This window comes from Nocardiopsis sp. NPDC058789, assembly GCF_042745575.1.
In the GTDB taxonomy this organism is placed as follows: Bacteria; Actinomycetota; Actinomycetes; order Streptosporangiales; family Streptosporangiaceae; genus Nocardiopsis; species Nocardiopsis eucommiae.
Genome location: NZ_JBHYOW010000017.1, coordinates 1 through 17,315, shown reverse-complemented (window position 1 = coordinate 17,315; position 17,315 = coordinate 1). Strand labels below are relative to the sequence as shown.

Sequence of the window (17,315 nt, the reverse complement as noted above, 5' to 3'; positions counted from 1 at the left end):
CTCTCACTGCGGATGGTGGGTACCGGTCGCGTGCCCGGCGGCGCCGGGCGGGGGGTGCGTGGGGCCGGTCCCGGCGCCGTCGGGCTCCGGGAGGCGGCCGACCGGGATGGTCAGACGAGGGTGTGCGCGGTGAGAGGCGGTGCCCGGGTGGGCGGCAGTTCCTCCGCGTCGACCCGTTCGGGAACGGGATCGTGGTGCGGCGGGGGCAGCGGCCACCAGGGTTGGTCCCACACCGCCAGGCGCAGTGCGCACGTGGGGACGGCGTCGGGCAGGTCCCGCAGCACCGACCGCTGGTCGCAGACGGAGACGGGCGGCCCGAGCGAGACCGTCTCGGTCCCCCGGTAGGGCTGCGCCTCCTCCGACGGACCCGAGGGGTCGTCGGAGGAGGCGTGCGCGGCGTCGCGCTCGGGGGCGCTGTGCCCTCCGTGTGAGGGCAGGGCGACGGTGTCCCTCTCTCCGGAGAGGCCGGAGGCCACCGGGAAGGACAGGATGACCAGCAGGACCACGCTGGTGATCAGCGACCCGGTCCGCAGGGCAGGACGGGGTAGGGCACGGGTAACCGTGGTGACCACCGCCTCGGAGCCGGGTTGGAGGGTCGTGCTGGCTTGGGCCGGTGCCCCGGGGGCACGCGGCTCCATCCAGCAGAGCATACGGGTAGGTACCCTCCCGGGGGAATCACGTGGTCGCCCCTGTGGACGAGCCGGCACCCGGGCGCCGTTTGGTGCTCGGACGCCCCGTGCCACCTTTAGTCTTGAGGCATGTCGTCGAATCGCCACATCCTGACCGCGGTCGCCTGGCCCTACACCAACGGCCCGCGCCACATCGGCCACGTCTCCGGCTTCGGAGTCCCCTCCGACGTCTTCTCGCGCTTCCAGCGAATGTCGGGGAACAGCGTGCTGATGGTCAGCGGCACCGACGAGCACGGCACCCCGATCCAGGTGCTGGCCGACCAGGAGGGCGTGAGCGCCCGGGAGCTGGCCGACCGCTACAACCGGATCATCGCGGAGGACCTGGTCGCGCTCGGTCTGTCCTACGACCTGTTCACCCGCACGACCACCGGTAACCACTACTCCGTCGTCCAGAAGCTGTTCACCACGCTCTATGAGAACGGCTACGTCTTCACGCGCACCACCAAGGGCGCGATCTCCCCGTCCACCGGCCGCACGCTGCCCGACCGCTACATCGAGGGCGTCTGCCCGATCTGCGGCTTCGACGGCGCACGCGGCGACCAGTGCGACAACTGCGGGAACCAGCTCGACCCGATCGACCTCCTCTCGCCCCGCTCGCGGATCAACGGCGAGACGCCGGAGTTCGTGGACACCGAGCACTTCATGCTCGACCTGCCCGCCTTCGCGGACGTCCTCACCGAGTGGCTCAAGGGCAAGGAGGGCGAGTGGCGTCCCAACGTCCTCAAGTTCTCCCTGAACCTGGTGGAGGACCTCCAGCCGCGCGCGGTCACGCGTGACCTCACCTGGGGCGTGCCGATCCCGCTGGACGGGTGGAGCGACAACGCGGCCAAGCGCGTCTACGTGTGGTTCGACGCGGTGATCGGCTACCTGTCCGCGTCCATCGAGTGGGCCCAGCGCGTCGGTGAGCCCGAGGCCTGGCGCCGCTGGTGGCAGGGGGAGGACAACGAGTCCTTCTACTTCATGGGCAAGGACAACATCGTCTTCCACTCGGTCATCTGGCCGTCCATCCTGCTCGGCGCGAGCGGCAGGGGCGACCAGGGCGGCGAGGTCGGCCCGTTCGGTGAGCTGAACGTGCCCACCGAGGTGGTCTCCAGCGAGTTCCTCACCATGGAGGGGCAGAAGTTCTCCTCCTCGCGCCGCGTCGTGATCTACGTGCGCGACTTCCTGGAGCGCTACTCCGCCGACGCGCTGCGGTACTACATCATGGCCGCGGGCCCGGAGAACCAGGACACCGACTTCACGTGGGCCGAGTTCGTCCGCCGCAACAACGACGAGCTGGTGGCGGCCTGGGGCAACCTGGTCAACCGCTCCGTCTCCATGGCGGCGAAGAACCTCGGTGAGATCCCCGCCGCCGGCGAGCTCGACGACGAGGACCGCAGGGTCCTGGCCGCCTCCCGGGAGGCGTTCGCCACCGTGGGCGCCCGTCTGGAGAGGTCGCAGTTCAAGGCCGGTCTCCAGGAGGCCATGCGTACGGTGGCCGAGGCCAACAAGTACATCTCCGACCAGGCTCCGTGGGCGCTCAAGAAGACCGACCCGGAGCGGATGGCGACCGTCCTGCACGTCGCCCTCCAGCTGGTCAGCGACGCCAACACCCTGCTCACGCCGTTCCTGCCGGAGTCGGCCAACAAGGTGTACGCGATGCTCGGCGGCACCGGCACCTGGACCGGGATGCCGCGCATCGAGTCCGGCCACGACACCATCGGCGGCTCCGAGGAGAAGGTGGACTACCCGGTCATCACCGGGGACTACGCCGACAACGCGGCCCGCTGGGAGTCGGTGCCGATCGCTGTGGGCACCCCGCTGAGCCGCCCCACCCCGTTGTTCACCAAGCTCGACCCGTCCGTGGTGGACGAGGAGCTGGCCCGCCTGGCCGGTGACGCCGAGTAGGTTCCGACCCGACGCCCGGGCACCGGTCCACGCGGACCGGTGCCCGCCTTCGTGGGGCCGGGCCCCGGTCAGGCCCGCTCCGGGGCCCGTGCTGCCTCCTCCGGCGTGTACCGGGAGCCGCGAGCGTTCGGCTGCGGGCCGGGGCGACGGCCGCCGGGTCGTGACCGGCCGATCCGACGGCCGGGGCCGCCTAGAATCTCCACGGCGCACGCAGTACACGTGATGGGGGCATGACATGGGCAGACGCAAGGGCAGTGCGGTCAGGGAGCGCAACGCGCAGACCCCGCCACCGGCACCCGAGCCGCTGCGGGTCGCGGTGGCCGACAGCCACACCCACATGGACATGCAGACCCCCGAGGTCGAGGAGGTCATCGCGGCGGCGGAGGCCGTGGGAGTGACCCCGCTCGTGCAGGTGGGCGTCGACCTGTCCTCCTCGCGCTGGGCGGCGGAGACCGCCGCGAAGCACCCCGGCAGGGTGTGGGCCGCCGTGGCCCTGCACCCGAACGAGGCGCCCCGCGTGGTGCACGGCGACGGCGCCGAGGGCGTGGAGGCCGACGACACCGACTGGGCGGGGAAGGCTCGCCCCGCCGGGGGGATCGAGGCCCTGGAGGCCGAGCTGGCCGAGATCGACGCGCTGGCGGCGCTGCCGCAGGTGGTGGCGGTCGGAGAGACCGGGATGGACACCTTCCGCACCGGTCCCGAGGGTGCCCGCGCGCAGGAGCTGTCGTTCCGCCGCCACATCGCGATCGCCAAGAGGCACGGCAAGGCGCTCATGATCCACGACCGCGAGGCCCACGAGGACGTCCTCCGCGTCCTGGAGGAGGAGGGCGCACCGGAGCGGGTGGTCTTCCACTGCTTCTCCGGCGACGCCGACATGGCCCGGGTGTGCGCCGAGCGGGGCTACTTCATGAGCTTCGCCGGGAACGTCACCTTCGCCAGCGCCGAGCCCCTGCGTGAGGCGGCGAAGGTCGCCCCACCCGAACTGGTGCTGGTGGAGACCGACGCCCCCTTCCTCACCCCCAAGCCCTACCGGGGCCGCCCCAACGCCCCCTACCTCATCCCGCTCACACTGCGGGTGCTGGCCGAGACCAAGGGCCTCGGCGAGGACGAGCTGGCCGGGATCGTCGCCGACAACGCCCGCCGGGCCTTCGGGTTCTGACCGGCCAGGACCGGTCAGAACCCGCGCCGTGCGGAGCTGGGACGGGACTGACCGGGATCAGTGGCCGCGCTTGAGTCGGCCCGCCTCCCGGCCCTCGCGGGTGTTGCGCTTCCACTCCTTGCGCCGCTCCGCGCGCACGCGGGCGTCGCTCCGGGACCGGTTCCACTCGGCCTCGCGGCGCAGTCGGAACCAGCGTTCGAGGCGCCCGGAGTCCAGCTCCCCCTCGTCCACGGCGGACCTGACCGCGCACCCGGGCTCCGTGCCGTGGGAGCAGTCGCGGAACCGGCACCGATCGGCCAGCTCGTTGACGTCGGAGAAGGTGCGGTCCACGCCGGTCCCGTCCCCGGGCACGTCGATGCGGCGCACCCCCGGGATGTCCAGGAACAGCGCGCCCCCGGGCATGGGGATCAGCTGGCGGTGGGTGGTGGTGTGACGGCCGCGCCGGTCGTCACGGATCTCGCCGGTCTCCATGGCCGTCCGGCCCGCGAGCGCGTTGAGCAGGCTTGACTTCCCGGCACCCGAGGTACCGAGCAGGACCCAGGTGGCCCCGGGACGCAGCTGGGCGGCCAGCGCCTCCAGCCCCAGGCCCGTGTGGGCACTGACGGCGTGCACCTCGGCCCCGGTGGTGACCGACGCGACCAGTTCGACCACCTCGGGGAGACGGTCACCGGCGAGTTCGGCCTTGGTGACGGCCACGACCGGGGCGGCGCCGCTGGTCCAGGCGAGGCTGAGGAACCGCTCCAGACGCCCGACGTTGGGACCCTGGTCGGCGGCCTCGCAGATCAGGACGGCGTCGACGTTGGCGGCCAGGGCCTGGTCGTGGGAGTCCTTGGCCACGCCCTGGCGGACGAGGGTTCCGGACCGCTCCAGGACCGCCTCCACCAGCCAGGTGTCGCCGGACCGGCGGACGGCCACCCAGTCCCCGCTGGTCGGGGCGGTGAAGGGGTCGGCCTCCGCCGCCCTGCGCACCGTGGGTGACAGGGTGGCGGTCTCGTGGTTCGGCATGCGGACGCCCACCGCGCCGCGACGTGCCTCGGAGACCCGTGCGGGAAGCAGGACGTCCGGTCCGTCGAGGGCGACGGCGTCGAAGGCCGCCTCGACGCGGGCGTTCCAGCCCAGACCCGCGAGCGGGTGGGCGGGGAGTTCTTCGGATGTGTTCGTGCTGGGGTGACTCACAGTGCTCTCTCTGAGGAGCGCGAGCCGCCGCTGGACGCGACCTAGGGCTCGCTGACGATGGAAGTTCGGAAACCGGGGCCAGGCATGAGGCGGGCCATGGCGTGCTCCTCTCGTCAGCGGCCGGCGCGGACCGCACGGCACGCACCGACTCTAGGACGGGGCCTCGGTGCGGTGCCAGTGGTTTTCTCGTGGCCGCCGCTCAGCGGCGACGGGTCCACACGTCGTCCCCGGGCCTGGGCACCACCGGGACGCCGTGGCGGGGGGTGTAGGTCTCCCCGGCCTCCCGCTCCTCCGTCGCCCGACGGGGGGAACGGTTCCCGCGCTCGTACTCGTCGTCACCGAGCAGGAGGAAGAGGCTGCAGATCAGCAGGAGGACGAACAGGCCGGTGATCACCGGCAGCAGCAGGTCCCACGCCTTGGCGCCGTCGGGCGCGGCCACGGGGGTGAAGTCGGCGGGGACGACGTGCGTCCCGGCCATGCTCGTGTAGTGCGTCGCGGTGACCGCGCCCGCCAGGACCAGGGAGGCGAGCACGGTCGCGGTCGGACCGGACAGCTGGACGGCGCACCACAGGGCGACGGTGGCGGCGACCACGGCGATGACGGCGGACAGCGCCACGGTGAACGGGTCGTGGTGCAGGGTGCCGTGCAGGTTCATGGCGGCCACGCCGACGTGGTGCATGGCGACGATGCCGACACCGAGCAGGAGGCCGCTGGCCAGGACACGGACGGCGGTGGCGGTGCGGAGCACCAGTTGGAGGGCGAGGGCCGCGACCACGATGGGGATCACACCGCTGACGGCGGTCAGGAGGCCGTCGTAGCGCAGCGGCGTTCCGGGGATGGTGAAGCCGAGCATCGCGACGAAGTGCATCGCCCACACGGCCATCCCGCCGAGGGCGAGTGCGGCCAGGGCCTGCCACTGCCATCGGAAGAAGCCGGTCGTTCGGCGGGCCCTGGCGGCGAAGGAGAGGCCCAGGAAGGCACCGACCGCCGAGATGGCGTAGGCGATCGAGGGAGTCATCCAGCCTTGGGGGAGGAGTTCGGACACGGTCCCTGTTCTCTGCTTTCCATGATGTGGGTCACTTTCGTGACCTCTGTTCATGGAGCGTAGGGACCTTCGTCACCCATGGCCAGGGTTGCGCCGCCGATCCGCTGGCCTGATGTGGCCAGTGGGGCGGCTGGGGCGAGTCAGTCCCGGTGGGACCGCAACCCCTCGAAGGCGATGTGGCACAGGGAGTCAGCGATCTCCTCGCAGGACATCCCGCGGTCCGGTTTGTACCACTCGACCACCGAGTTGACCATGCCGAAGAGGAGGCGGGAGGCGACCGCCGGGTCGACGTCGCTGCGGATGTCACCGTCGACCACGCCCTCGCGGACCAGGTCCGCGATGAGGTGGTCGAACCTGCGGCGCCGTTCCAGGGCGTGCTTCTCCACCTCGGTGTTGCCGCGCACCCGCAGCAGCAGGGTGACGTGGGGCAGCTCCTCGACGAGCACCCGGACGCTGCCGCGCATCACGTGTTCGAGTCGCGCGATGGCCGGTCCGGTGGTCGCGCCCTCCTCGCGGGTGACCTCGAACAGCGCGTCCATGGCCAGGTCCAGGGACTGGCGCAGGAGTTCGGTCTTCCCGGTGACGTGATGGTAGATCGCGGACTTGGTCACGCCGAGGGCGCGGGCCAGGTCCTCCATGCTCGTTCCGTCGTAGCCGCGTTCGTTGAACACGCGAGCGGCCACCCGGAGCACGGAGTCGGCGTCGTGCCCCGGACGTCCGGAGCGGCGCCTGCCGGTCGGTCTCGGGGTGGCTGGTTCGGGTGCGGAAGATCGGGACACGGTTGTCGAATCTACCTCGTGACGGGGGCGGACGTGCGCGGGGCCGCCCGGGCGGCCGCGTCGGAGCGCGTGGACAGCACGATCGTTCGGTCGGTCACCCCGGACCCCGCCCAGCGGGTCCGCCCCGAGGCCCGGCTGATTCCCGGATGGCTGAATGTGGCCAGAACCCGTTAGGAAGCCGTCAATCCCCTTGTGAGGCTCCGTGCACCGGGAGTAGCTTTTACCCGCTTTGCTGGCAAAAGTCACTTTCTTCGTGAAACGGAAAAAGAGCCCCACATGGCCATAACCCGTCGCGGCGCCTTCAAGGCGTCGTTGCTCGGTGGTGTCGGTGCCGCCGTCGCCACCACGATCCCCGCCTCCCTCGCCTGGGCGGACGCACCCCCCGTTCCCCCCGTCGCCCGGGACTCCCGGGAGGCCCTGCGCCTCCTCAAGGAGGGCAACCGTCGCTGGTCCCGGTACCTGTCCAGACACCCCAACGAGGGCAGAGCGCGCCGTGAGCAGATGGTCGAGGGCCAGGCCCCCTTCGCGACCATCCTGGGCTGCTCGGACTCCCGCGTCCCCCCGGAGCTCGTCTTCGACCAGGGGCTGGGCGACCTTTTCACCATCCGCTCGGCGGGCCAGGTCCTCGACGGGTCCGTGCTCGGCAGCCTCACCTACGCCGTGGAGCACCTGCACACGCCGCTCATCGTCGTGATGGGCCACCAGACCTGCGGCGCCGTCGACGCCGCGGTGGAGGCCCACCGCACCGGCCAGCTCCCGCACGGCCACATCGGCGGACTGGTCGGGGAGATCCTGGGTGTCGTCGAGTCCACCCCCGACGACGGAACGGACTTCCTGGACGACTGCGTCCGGGCCAACGCCGAGCACATCGCGCAGCGCCTGCGCGACGACAGCGAACTGGGCGGGTTCGTCAGTGAGGGCAAGCTGGAGATCGTGTCCGCCCGCTACGGCCTGGAGGACTCCAAGGTCTCCTGGCTCTGATCCCACTGGCCAGCCCGCCGAGTATGGGGGAGAATGCCGGTGACCTTCCCCCAGCAGTGCAGGGAGACCCGGTATGTTCCGGATCGCGATCAGTCGGCTCACCGACGAGGGTCGACGCATCACCCCCGAACACCGGGGAACCGCCCTGTCCGTGGACGAGGCGGTCCACGCCCTCCGGGAGCACCTCCCCTCGGTGGACACCAGTGCCTTCGGAAGTGACGCGGTGCAGCGTTCGGTCAATCGGATCAACGACTTCCGCCACGACGTGGTCACCGCCGACGGCGGACACTACAGAGTGGTCATCGCGCCGATGATGTGAGTCCGGTGCCACGGGAACGCCGTGGCACCGGACACCCTCCCGGGGGTCAGTCCGACCCGAAGGCGGAGTCGAAGGAGGCCTCGGGCGCGTCGAACGCGTTGGCCCGCACGAACCGCACCGCCTCGGCGGCCCCGGCCAGACGGTCCATCCCCGCGTCCTCCCACTCCACGGAGATCGGCCCCGCGTACCCGATCGAGTTCAGCACACGGAAGCACGCCTCCCACGGCACGTCACCGCGACCGGTGGACACGAAGTCCCACCCCCGGCGCGGGTCGCCCCACGGCAGGTGGGAGCCCAGACGCCCGTTGCGGCCGTTGCCCACGCGCTTGCGGGCGTCCTTGCAGTCCACGTGGTAGATGCGCTCGCGGAAGTCCCACAGGAAACCGACCGGGTCGATGTCCTGCCACACCATGTGGCTGGGGTCCCAGTTCAACCCGAAGGCCTCCCGGTGCCCCACGGCCTCCAGCGCCGCCTGGGTGGACCAGTAGTCGTAGGCGATCTCCGACGGGTGCACCTCGTGCGCGAACCGCACGCCCACCTCGTCGAACACGTCCAGGATCGGATTCCAGCGGTCCGCGAAGTCCCGGTAGCCCGCCTCGATCACGTCCGCGCCGACCGGCGGGAACATCGCCACGTACTTCCAGATCGCCGAACCCGTGAAGCCCACCACCGTGGACACGCCCAGCCTCGCGGCGGCCCGGGCGGTCAGCTTCATCTCCTCGGCCGCGCGCTGGCGCACCCCCTCGGGTTCGCCGTCGCCCCAGACCCGGGAGGGCAGGACGTCCCGGTGCCGGTGGTCGATCGGGTCGTCGCACACGGCCTGGCCGAGGAGGTGGTTCGAGATAGCCCACACGCCGAGGCCGTGCCGTTCGAGGATCTCCCGCCGCTCCCGGACGTAGGCGTCGTCCACGGCGGCGCGGGTCACGTCCAGGTGGTCGCCCCAGCAGGCGATCTCCAGGCCGTCGTAGCCCCAGGAGGACGCGAGCGCGCACACCTCCTCGAAGGGCAGGTCGGCCCACTGGCCGGTGAAGAGAGTGACCGGTCGGGTCATCGTGCTGCCTCCAGAGTGTCGGGGTGGGGCCCGGCAGGACGACCGGGCCCCGGAGCGCCGGTCGGATCAGCGCGGGGTCGGCCCCGCCGGTGCCGGCACACCGACGAGGCCGAGCATGAGGTCGCGCACCTCGGTGGCGGCGACGCGGTCACGGGAGAGCGAGGGGTCGGTGCACAGCACGAGGGGACCGTCCAGCGGGTCGTCGTGGGGGCGCCCGTGCGTGCCCCGGACACAGCCCGGGTCCAGGGGGACGACGTTCATCGTGTAGCGCAGGCCCGCCTTCTTGCGGACCAGGTTGGCCGCCGCCCGGGCCCTGACCAGGGGGTCGGCGGGATCCAGGAAGAGCTCGGCCGGGTCGAACCCGGGCTTGCGGTGGATGTCCACGCCGCGCGCGAAGTCGGGGGCCGACCCGTCGCGGAGCCAGTAGTAGTAGGTGAACCAGGCCCCGGGCTCGGCGAAGAGGACCAGTTCCCCGGAGCGCTCGTGGCCGAGCCCGTACCCTGCCTGGGCCTCACGGTCCAGGACGAGGTCGACCCCGTCGAGTCCCCGCAGCAGTTCCGCCACCCTCGGCTGGTCGGCGGGGTCGCGGACGTACACGTGCGCGCACTGGTGGTCGGAGACCGCGAAGGCCCGCGAGGTCCACGGGTCCAGGTACTCCATGCCCTCCTGCGTGTACACCTCCAGCAGCCCCTCCCGCCGCAGGAGCCGGTTGACGTGCACGGGACGGTCGGCGGGCGTGATCCCGTACTCGCTGAGCACCAGGACGGCCGCCCCGGCCGCCTCGGCGTCGTCCAGCAGCGGGGCGACCGCGGCGTCGAGGTCGCGGACGGCCCGCCGGGCCTCCTCGGAGTCCGGCCCGAAGCGCTGGAGGTCGTAGTCCAGGTGGGGGACGTAGCAGAGGGTGAGGTCGGCACGGGGCAGGAGTCTGCGGGTGGCGGCCACGATCCACTCCGTGGAGCGGATCGACGCGGTCGGCCCCCAGTAGTTGAAGAGCGGGAAGGGGCCCAGCTCCGAGGTGAGCTCGTCGTGCAGCTCCACCGGCCGGGTGTAGCAGTCCGGGGACTTGCGGCCGTCCGCGTGGTAGACCGGCCGGGGCGTGACCGTCCAGTCGGTGGTGGCACCCATGGCGTACCACCAGCAGACGTTGGCGGTGCGGAAGTCCGGGCGGTGTCGGCGGGCGGTCTCCCAGACCTTCTCCCCCTGGACCAGCCGGTTGTGCTGGCGCCACAGGTGGACCTCGCCCAGGTCCCGGAAGTACCAGCCGTTGGCGACGGCGCCGTGCTCGGCGGGGGCGGACCCGGTCAGGAACGTGGACTGCACGGTGCAGGTGACGGCGGGCAGGACGGTGTCCAGCGGCGCCCGCCATCCTCGTTCGGCCAGGGCGCGCAGGCGCGGGGCGTGTTCGAGCAGGCGGGGGGTGAGCCCGACCGCGTTGACGACGAGGAGGCGGCTGGTCATGGGAGCGTTCCCTTCCTAGGTGGTCCCTGGCGCGCGGTGGCGGCCGTCAGAGCGGGGTGAGCCCGAGGGCGGTGCACCGGTCGCGGGCCCAGGCCAGTTCGGCGGCGATTCCGGAGATCAGCCCCTCCTCGCCGTGGGGCCGCCGGTTCTCGGGCAGCACCGTCCAGGTGTAGGTCTCCACCTCCAGGTGGTCGGTGCGGGCGCCGCCGGGGCCCAGGAGGAGGGACAGGGTGTGGTCGAGGTGGTCGGTGGTGCCGCGCAGGGGCGCGGCGGCGGGGGAGTGCAGGGGCGCGTGGAAGTGGGTGCGCCAGGGGCCTCCGCCGTCGAGGGGGCGGGGCCCGGCCAGGGCCTCGGGCAGGTCGTCGCGGGCCCGGAGGCGGCCGTCGGCCAGCTCACGGGTCTGGTGCAGGAACCGGTCCTCGGTGAACGCGGCCAGGGCGGCGCGGGTCGCCGGGTCGGCCGGGTCGGGCGCCTCCACGGCGGCCGAGGCCTGGGTCTTGACCACCGGAAGTCCGGCGGCGGCCAGGCGGTCCAGCGCCGCTCCGGGTTCCTCGAACCCCACGGCCAGGTGGCAGGTGTCCAGGCACACGCCCACGTGCGGCGGCGGGTCCGCGAGCAGCAGGGCGGCGTCCCGGGTGGTCTCCATGGCGCAGCCGGGTTCGGGTTCCAGCCCGACCCTCACCGGCCGCCCGGAGTCGGCCAGCCCGTCCAGCACGGCGGAGAGCTCGGAGAGGTGGGCCCTGGCGGTGGCGAGGCGGTCGGCGTCCCAGGGCTCCCGCCAGGCCAGGGGGAGAGTGGAGACGCTGCCCCGCGCGGCGTCGTCGGGCATGATCCGGGCGAGCACCCGCGCGCAGTCCACGGTGTAGTCCAGGCGGGCGCGCTCGGTCCAGTCCGGGGAGTACACGGCGTGCTTGACGACGGGCGCGTGGAACCCGGTGTAGGGGAAGGCGTTGAGGGTGACGGTCTCCAGACCGGCCGCGGCCAGCCCCGCGCGCAGGCGGTCGGTCAGCGTGGGAGAGGCCGCCAGTTCGCGGGCGAGGGGCGCGGGCAACCAGAGGCCCAGCCCGAGCCGGTCGGCGCCCAAGGCGGCGCGGACCCCGCCGCCGAACACCCGGATCTGGCGCAGGACGCCGTCCAGGTCCTCGGCGGGGTGGACGTTCGTGCAGTACGCGAGGTGGACGACGGTGCCGTCGGGGTGCCGGAACCTCACGCGGCGCCCCCTCGCGGGTCCTCCGCCGCGCCTTCCGGCGGCTCCGCCTCCGGTCGCTCGCCGCGCAGGATCGAGTTGCCGGAGAAGGTGGCCCCGGCCGCCGGACCCGTACCGTCCTCCAACAGCAGGCGTCCGCTGCGTCCGTAGAACTCCACCGGGTTGCGCCACAGCACACGGTCCACGTCGTCCTCGGTGAACCCGGCGTCCAGCATCCGGAGTCCCGTGTGGAGGGTGGTCAGCGGGTCGCTGTGCCCCCAGTCGGCCGCCGAGTTCACCACCATGCGGTCCAGGCCCCACTCGGACAGGACGCGCACCATCCGCTCCGGCGACATCTTGGTGTCCGGGTAGATGGAGAAGCCCAGCACGCACCCGGAGTCGCGCACCATCTCCACGGTGGTCTCGTTGAGGTGGTCCACCAGGACCATCTCCGGCGCGATCCCCGACTCCTCGACCAGCCGCAGGGTGTGCCGGGTGCCCTCGACCTTGTCCCGGTGCGGGGTGTGCACCAGCACGGGCAGGGCGAACTCCCGGGCCAGGTCCAGCTGGTGCCGGAAGGCCTTCTCCTCCTCGGAGGTGCGCGAGTCGAACCCCACCTCGCCCACGGCCACCACCCCGTCCTTGGCCAGGTAGCGGGGGAGGAGGTCGAGGACCCCGGCCAGGCGCGGGTCGTTGGCCTCCTTGGGGTTGAGCGCGACGGTGCAGTGGTGGCGGATGCCGAACTGGGCGGCCCGGAAGCGCTCCCATCCGACCAGGCCGTCGAAGTAGTCGCGGAAGGAGCCCACACTCGTGCGCGGCTGCCCCAGCCAGAACGCGGGCTCCACCAGGGCGCGCACCCCGGCGTCGTACATGGCCTGGTAGTCGGCGGTGGTCCGCGAGGTCATGTGGATGTGCGGGTCGAAGATACGCATGACGCCTCCTATGAGCGGGGGTCCGGACGGTGAGGGCGGTCCGGGCCGGTGGTTCCGGGAAGGCGGTCCAGCACCCGGTGGACGTCGGCGGGTACCGCTCTGCCCGCGCGCTCGCGTTCCCGGGCGAAGTCCGCGCACATGCGGGCCAGTTCGGTGTCGGCTCGCTCGTCCACCCCCGCCACCAGGCGCAACGGCACCCCGACGAACAGGCACTTGAGCACGGTCTGGCGCCAGGAGTGGTCGTCCAACAGGGCCTGGGCCGCGCTGGCGGCCGCCGCCGCGACCAGCCGTGTGTCGTTGGTCCGCAGGGCGTCCGCCAGCAGACGGCGGGCGGCGGCGGCCACCTCGTGCTCCCGGGTGTCGAGGTGACCGAGCGCGTGCAGGACCGCGCGGCGCTCCTCGGCGTCGCCGTACTCGTAGAGGGCCTCCACCTCCCCGGCGAGCTCGGCGGGGGGCAGCACCCGGGCCAGCTCACGCAGCAGGTCCGCGCGCACCAGGTCGTCGAGTGTGGGGCCCTCCGTCCCCGAGGGGTCGCCGGAGGGTCCGGCGCCGCGCGCCACCCGGCGTGCGGCGGCGGGGAAGAGCACCGCGACGCGCCCCGGGCGCTCCACCAGCTCGGTGCGGAGCGCGGCCAGTTCGGCGCGGGCCCCCTCCGCCAACAGGTCTCCGACGTCCACCACGGTCCCGCTCCCTCCGGTCCGGCCACCCGTGCCGCTCACTCCCGTGCGCCCCGTGCCTCTCACTCCGGCGCACCCCGATCCGTCACGACCCGGGCCCAGGCGGCGTCCAGCGCTCGCTTGGAGCGCTCCGCGACCAGCGGCGCCGCGTGTCCGTGCCGGGGCAGCTCCACCGAGGCCAGCCCCGTGTACCCGGCGCGGTCCAGGGCGCCCAGTACCCCGGCCAGGTCGAGGTCGCCCTCACCGAACTCCAGGTGTTCGTGCACGTGCGGGCGCATGTCGTCCAGTTGCACGTTGGCGATCAGGCCCCCGGCCCGGGCCACCGTGCCCTCGGGGCCGTCGGGTTCGTTGCACACCCCGTGCCCCACGTCCAGCGTCACCCTGAGCCGCGCGGGGTCGCCCAGTGCGCGCCGCAGCTCCAGGACGTCCTCCAGGCGCTCCGCGAACATGCCGGGCTCGGGCTCGAAGGCCAGGTCCACGCCGAGCTCGTCCGCCGTCACCAGGACCTTCTCCACCCCGGAGAGGAGCCGGTCGCGCCCCTGCTCCCGCGTGGCACCGGCGGGCAGGATTCCCGACCAGAAGGACACCGCCTCCGCCCCGAGGCTGTGGGCGACGCGCACCGCCCGGCGCAACAGGTCCACCCGCACGTCGCGGTCCCGGTCGGAGACCAGGGTGGGTTCGTGCTTACGGCGCGGGTCCAGCAGGTACCGGGCACCGGTCTCCACGACCACCGCCAGTCCCAGCGCGTCCAGCCTGCGGGCCACCGCCGCCACGCGGGCGTTCACGTCCAACGAGAACGGGTCCAGGTGCGGGTGGTCCAGGGTCAGCCCCACCCCCTCGTACCCGAGGTCCGCGATGATCGCCAGGGCGTCGTCCAGCCGGTGGTCCCAGAACCCGTTCGTCCCGTACCCCAGCCTGAGGTGTTCGCTCATGTCACCGACACCGCCCGGGCCGCCCGCGCGGTGACCGGGGCCCCGGCCGCGAGCGCGCAGGCCGTCCCCACCGCCCCGTAGCGGGACAGCAGCGCCGCCTGGAGCGGGATCATCCCCCGGATGCCGGTCCCGGTCGCCTCGCGCGCGTGGTCGGCGCTCGGTTCGGCCAGCGCCCGGGCCTGGGCCAGCCCGACCGTGGTCGCGAACGAGCCCGCGAAGGCGCCGGCGGCCAGCTCGCCCACCGAGCCGCGCGCGGTGGCGGGAGCCGTGCGCGACGGGTACGCCGCCACGAGGGCGCCGGTCAGGGTGCAGACCAGTGCCCCGGCGGCCACCTCCGGTCGGGTGCCGTGGACCTCGCCCCGGCTCAGCGTCGTCACCCCGTAGGTGTGCACCGCCATCGCGGCGGCGGGCAGCATCGCCGCGCCGGTCCGGTCACCGGCGCCCAGCAGCACGTCCAGCCCCCGGTTGACCGCCATGCCCAGCGGGGCCAGCGGCGTGGGCTTCAGGACGAGGTCGTAGGTCCACACGGTGGTGGCGAGCGCGGACGCCACCAGGGCGGACCGACCGCCCCCGGCCAGCGCCGCGATCCCCACCCCGGCCGCCGTGAGCCCGGTCGCCACCGCCAGGGCCCCACCCGGAGTCACCTCCCCCGAAGGGAGCGGGCGTTCGGGGCGCTCGACCGCGTCCAAGTCGCGGTCGGCGTAGTCGTTGAGGGCCATCCCGGCCCAGTACAGGCAGACCGAGGCGGCGGGCAGCGCCCAGGCGCGGGGCCGGCCCAGCCGACCGGCCGCGGCGGCACCGGTGAGGGAGTCACCGAGCACGGTCAACGCGGCGGGCAGGCGCACCAGCCGCGCCAGGGACCTCAGCTTCCGACTCATCCGCGCCCCACCCCCTCCGCCGGACCGGCGCACCAGGCGGTGAGCGCCTCCCACTGCGCGGCCAGCCCGTGCACGTCGCTCCCGGCCGGGTCCTTGAAGAAGAACCCGAGCTCCGGGACGGGACCCGCGCGGCCCGTCCGGTGGGCGTGGGCGGCCAGCCGGGCCAGGTCCAGGACCAGTGGCGCGGCCAGCGCCGAGTCGTAGCCGGACCAGGTGAACTGGAGGCTCATCCGGGCACCCAGGAACCCCTCGAAGGACACGTGGTCCCACGCGGTCTTGGCGTCGCCCAGGTCGGGCACGTAGTCGATGTGCAGGGGCCCGTCCACCGGATGCCCCAGCAGGTGCTCCAGGCCCCGGGCCTTGGAGGCGGTCTTGCTGTCGTTGCTGGCGGGGTCGGACAGGGTCGCCCCGTCACCGCCGCCCAGGAGGTTCGTGGAGGACCACGAGCGCACACGCAGCGCCCGCGCCGCGAACATCGGCGCCAGGACGCTCTTGACCAGGGTCTCCCCGGTCTTGCCGTCCGAGCCCGCCCACGGCAGCCCCAGCTCCTCGGCCAGGGCCGCGAGCGCGGGCGGGCGCGGCCCCGCGTTCGGGGTGAACTCCACGAAGGAGCACCCCGCCCGCAGGGCCGCGTACGCGTAGACCGAGCTCGCCGGGATCCGTGCGGTCCCCGCCTCCAGGGCGGCCTCCAGCAGATCGGGCGCCGCGAGCTCGGGAACCCGTTCCGGAGGGGGCTCGGTACTGGACAGGTCGACCACCACGACGCGCTCCACGGCCTCGCGTTCCGCGAAGGCGCGCAGGTCCCGCTCCAGGCGGTCCGTGTCGCGGCGGGAGAACCCCTCGGGACGCGGATCCACACCCCGGCGGACGCGCCGGTCCACGGCGTCGAGCTCCTCAGCGAAGGCCTCCGGGAGGTGCGGCGGGATCACACCCGACCTGGCCAGCGGCTCCGCGCTCTTGGACAGGTGGGTGTCCGCGACGTCGTGTCCGCCGAAGACCAGGTCGCCGAGGCCGGGCAGGCCCGCCTCGGCGAACTCCGGGCGCTCGGTCACGCACCCCGTCCGCTCGGCGGCGCCCGCCCGCACGGCCAACGCGCCCAGGACGGCCGTGGTGGCGACCGAACCGCGCGCCCCGACCAACCACACTCCGATGCGTGTCATGTGCTCCCCTGATGGTTGTCGTGCTCGTCCCGGTGGACCTCGGGTCAGTGGCCGTCGTGTCCGGGCGGCGGACCGTCCCCGGTCGCCCCCTCGCCCTCCTCGGCCTCGTCCGGCTGGAGGGCTCCGCTGCCGGGTTCGGAGGGCAGGTACAGGTGGATGTGGCCGTGCCCGGCGTCGACGCTGACCATGTCGAGCTGGGTGGCCGCCACCGACCAGGCCGTGACCGCCTGGTCGCGGAGGTCCGCGGCGAGGTCGAGCAGCTCGGTCCGCTGGTCCCCGTCGGCCTGCGCGGCGGCCTGGTAGGCGCTCACCGCCGAACCGAGCAGGTCCACCGAGCCGTCCAGCCCGGCGAGGGTGACGTTGAAGTCGGTCCGGCCGGAGTCGTCGAGTGCGAAGTGGGCCCCGGCGTCGCGGACGGTGCCGAGCCAGCCGTCGATCTCCTCCTCGTCCGGGAAGTCCTCGGAGGGCGCGGAGCCGTCGGCGGGCAGGACCCCGTTCAGGGACTCCAGGGCCGGGACCAGCTCCTCGTGCGCGGCCCTGGTGTGGCCGATCAGGCTGGACACCTGGTCCACGTGGCGGGTGTCGGCGGAGGCCTCCAGCTCCGCCACCCGGGCCGGGTCCGGGGTGACCTGGTCGTCCCCGCTCCCGAAGAAGAACACCACTAAGGCGACGACGGCGCCGACCAGCAGCACGGAGCCGCCGGTCAGCCACCAGGTGGTGGGATTGGAATTCGCGGAGTGGACCCCCTCGGTCCGGTCCGGGGAGGGGGTCTTCCCCTGCTGGCTGCTCAAGGGATCGGTGCTCACGGGCACCTCCTGTCAGGTTGACACTGGCCGGGTCACGGGCGGCGCGTGCCGTGCGAGCGACGCCGCGGGGGTGTGGCGGGGGCGGGGGGCGGGCCCCCCCCCGGGGCTGGCGGTGAGGGGGGTTCCGGGCGAAAGGGGGGGGGGGGGGGGGGGGTAGATGGCGGGGGGCCAGCGCCCCCCCGCCCAGGGCAGAAAAACAA

At 73.2% G+C, this 17,315-nt stretch carries 17 protein-coding genes; 4 read left to right on the top strand and 13 right to left on the bottom strand.

The window, feature by feature from the left end:
• Positions 1 to 110 precede the first annotated feature (110 nt).
• Positions 111 to 506, bottom strand: coding sequence for a hypothetical protein (locus ACFW3L_RS22320; protein ID WP_378743519.1), 396 nt, complete (start codon positions 504 to 506; stop codon positions 111 to 113).
• Between the two features lie 252 nt (positions 507 to 758).
• Between ACFW3L_RS22320 and metG the strand changes: the two genes are divergently transcribed.
• Both metG and ACFW3L_RS22310 read left to right on the top strand, forming a co-directional pair.
• The gene (gene metG / locus ACFW3L_RS22315) at positions 759 to 2,576 is read left to right on the top strand and encodes a methionine--tRNA ligase (RefSeq protein ID WP_378743457.1); all 1,818 of its coding nucleotides are present in this window, start codon (positions 759 to 761) and stop codon (positions 2,574 to 2,576) included.
• 235 nt (positions 2,577 to 2,811) lie between these two features.
• Complete coding sequence (locus tag ACFW3L_RS22310) at positions 2,812 to 3,735, top strand: TatD family hydrolase (protein WP_378743456.1); 924 nt, start codon at positions 2,812 to 2,814, stop codon at positions 3,733 to 3,735.
• A gap of 57 nt (positions 3,736 to 3,792) precedes the next feature.
• On the opposite strand, the gene rsgA is transcribed toward ACFW3L_RS22310, so the two are convergent.
• The 3 genes from rsgA to ACFW3L_RS22295 form a co-directional block, all read right to left on the bottom strand.
• Complete coding sequence (gene rsgA / locus ACFW3L_RS22305; protein WP_378743455.1) at positions 3,793 to 4,911, bottom strand: ribosome small subunit-dependent GTPase A; 1,119 nt, start codon at positions 4,909 to 4,911, stop codon at positions 3,793 to 3,795.
• Between the two features lie 199 nt (positions 4,912 to 5,110).
• Entirely contained in the window at positions 5,111 to 5,929 is an 819-nt protein-coding gene (locus ACFW3L_RS22300; RefSeq protein ID WP_378743454.1) for an MHYT domain-containing protein, read from the bottom strand.
• A 167-nt stretch (positions 5,930 to 6,096) separates the two neighbouring features.
• Positions 6,097 to 6,639 (bottom strand): TetR/AcrR family transcriptional regulator, encoded by a 543-nt coding sequence (locus ACFW3L_RS22295; RefSeq protein WP_378743518.1) that lies wholly within the window; start codon positions 6,637 to 6,639, stop codon positions 6,097 to 6,099.
• 372 nt (positions 6,640 to 7,011) lie between these two features.
• Here ACFW3L_RS22295 and ACFW3L_RS22290 point away from each other — a divergent pair, with 372 nt between their 5' ends.
• Both ACFW3L_RS22290 and ACFW3L_RS22285 read left to right on the top strand, forming a co-directional pair.
• On the top strand, positions 7,012 to 7,716 hold the full coding sequence (locus tag ACFW3L_RS22290) for a carbonic anhydrase (protein WP_378743453.1): 705 nt from the start codon (positions 7,012 to 7,014) through the stop codon (positions 7,714 to 7,716).
• Between the two features lie 73 nt (positions 7,717 to 7,789).
• On the top strand, positions 7,790 to 8,035 hold the full coding sequence (locus ACFW3L_RS22285) for a hypothetical protein (RefSeq protein ID WP_378743452.1): 246 nt from the start codon (positions 7,790 to 7,792) through the stop codon (positions 8,033 to 8,035).
• A 46-nt stretch (positions 8,036 to 8,081) separates the two neighbouring features.
• Here ACFW3L_RS22285 and ACFW3L_RS22280 read toward each other — a convergent pair whose 3' ends face one another.
• The 9 genes from ACFW3L_RS22280 to ACFW3L_RS22240 all read right to left on the bottom strand — a co-directional run bounded on the left by ACFW3L_RS22280 (position 8,082) and on the right by ACFW3L_RS22240 (position 17,115).
• A complete protein-coding gene (locus ACFW3L_RS22280; RefSeq protein ID WP_378743451.1) occupies positions 8,082 to 9,086 on the bottom strand; it encodes a sugar phosphate isomerase/epimerase family protein in 1,005 nt (334 codons plus the stop codon).
• Positions 9,087 to 9,152: 66 nt separating this feature from the next.
• Complete coding sequence (locus tag ACFW3L_RS22275) at positions 9,153 to 10,544, bottom strand: alkaline phosphatase family protein (protein WP_378743450.1); 1,392 nt, start codon at positions 10,542 to 10,544, stop codon at positions 9,153 to 9,155.
• 46 nt (positions 10,545 to 10,590) lie between these two features.
• On the bottom strand, positions 10,591 to 11,754 hold the full coding sequence (gene eboE, locus ACFW3L_RS22270) for a metabolite traffic protein EboE (protein WP_378743449.1): 1,164 nt from the start codon (positions 11,752 to 11,754) through the stop codon (positions 10,591 to 10,593).
• Positions 11,751 to 12,662, bottom strand: a complete 912-nt coding sequence (locus ACFW3L_RS22265) for a TatD family hydrolase (protein ID WP_378743448.1) — start codon at positions 12,660 to 12,662, stop codon at positions 11,751 to 11,753. The genes eboE and ACFW3L_RS22265 overlap by 4 nt, the downstream gene beginning before the upstream one ends.
• Positions 12,663 to 12,670: 8 nt before the next feature.
• Positions 12,671 to 13,342 carry an EboA domain-containing protein gene (locus ACFW3L_RS22260; protein WP_378743447.1) on the bottom strand — a complete coding sequence of 224 codons (672 nt, stop codon included), beginning with the start codon at positions 13,340 to 13,342 and terminating at the stop codon, positions 12,671 to 12,673.
• 59 nt (positions 13,343 to 13,401) lie between these two features.
• Positions 13,402 to 14,271, bottom strand: a complete 870-nt coding sequence (locus ACFW3L_RS22255) for a sugar phosphate isomerase/epimerase family protein (RefSeq protein ID WP_378743446.1) — start codon at positions 14,269 to 14,271, stop codon at positions 13,402 to 13,404.
• Positions 14,268 to 15,149, bottom strand: coding sequence for an SCO3242 family prenyltransferase (locus ACFW3L_RS22250; RefSeq protein WP_378743445.1), 882 nt, complete (start codon positions 15,147 to 15,149; stop codon positions 14,268 to 14,270). The genes ACFW3L_RS22255 and ACFW3L_RS22250 overlap by 4 nt, the downstream gene beginning before the upstream one ends.
• Positions 15,146 to 16,309 (bottom strand): inositol-3-phosphate synthase, encoded by a 1,164-nt coding sequence (locus ACFW3L_RS22245; protein ID WP_378743444.1) that lies wholly within the window; start codon positions 16,307 to 16,309, stop codon positions 15,146 to 15,148. The genes ACFW3L_RS22250 and ACFW3L_RS22245 overlap by 4 nt, the downstream gene beginning before the upstream one ends.
• A 44-nt stretch (positions 16,310 to 16,353) precedes the next feature.
• Positions 16,354 to 17,115, bottom strand: a complete 762-nt coding sequence (locus tag ACFW3L_RS22240; RefSeq protein ID WP_378743443.1) for a hypothetical protein — start codon at positions 17,113 to 17,115, stop codon at positions 16,354 to 16,356.
• Between the last annotated feature and the right edge of the window lie 200 nt (positions 17,116 to 17,315).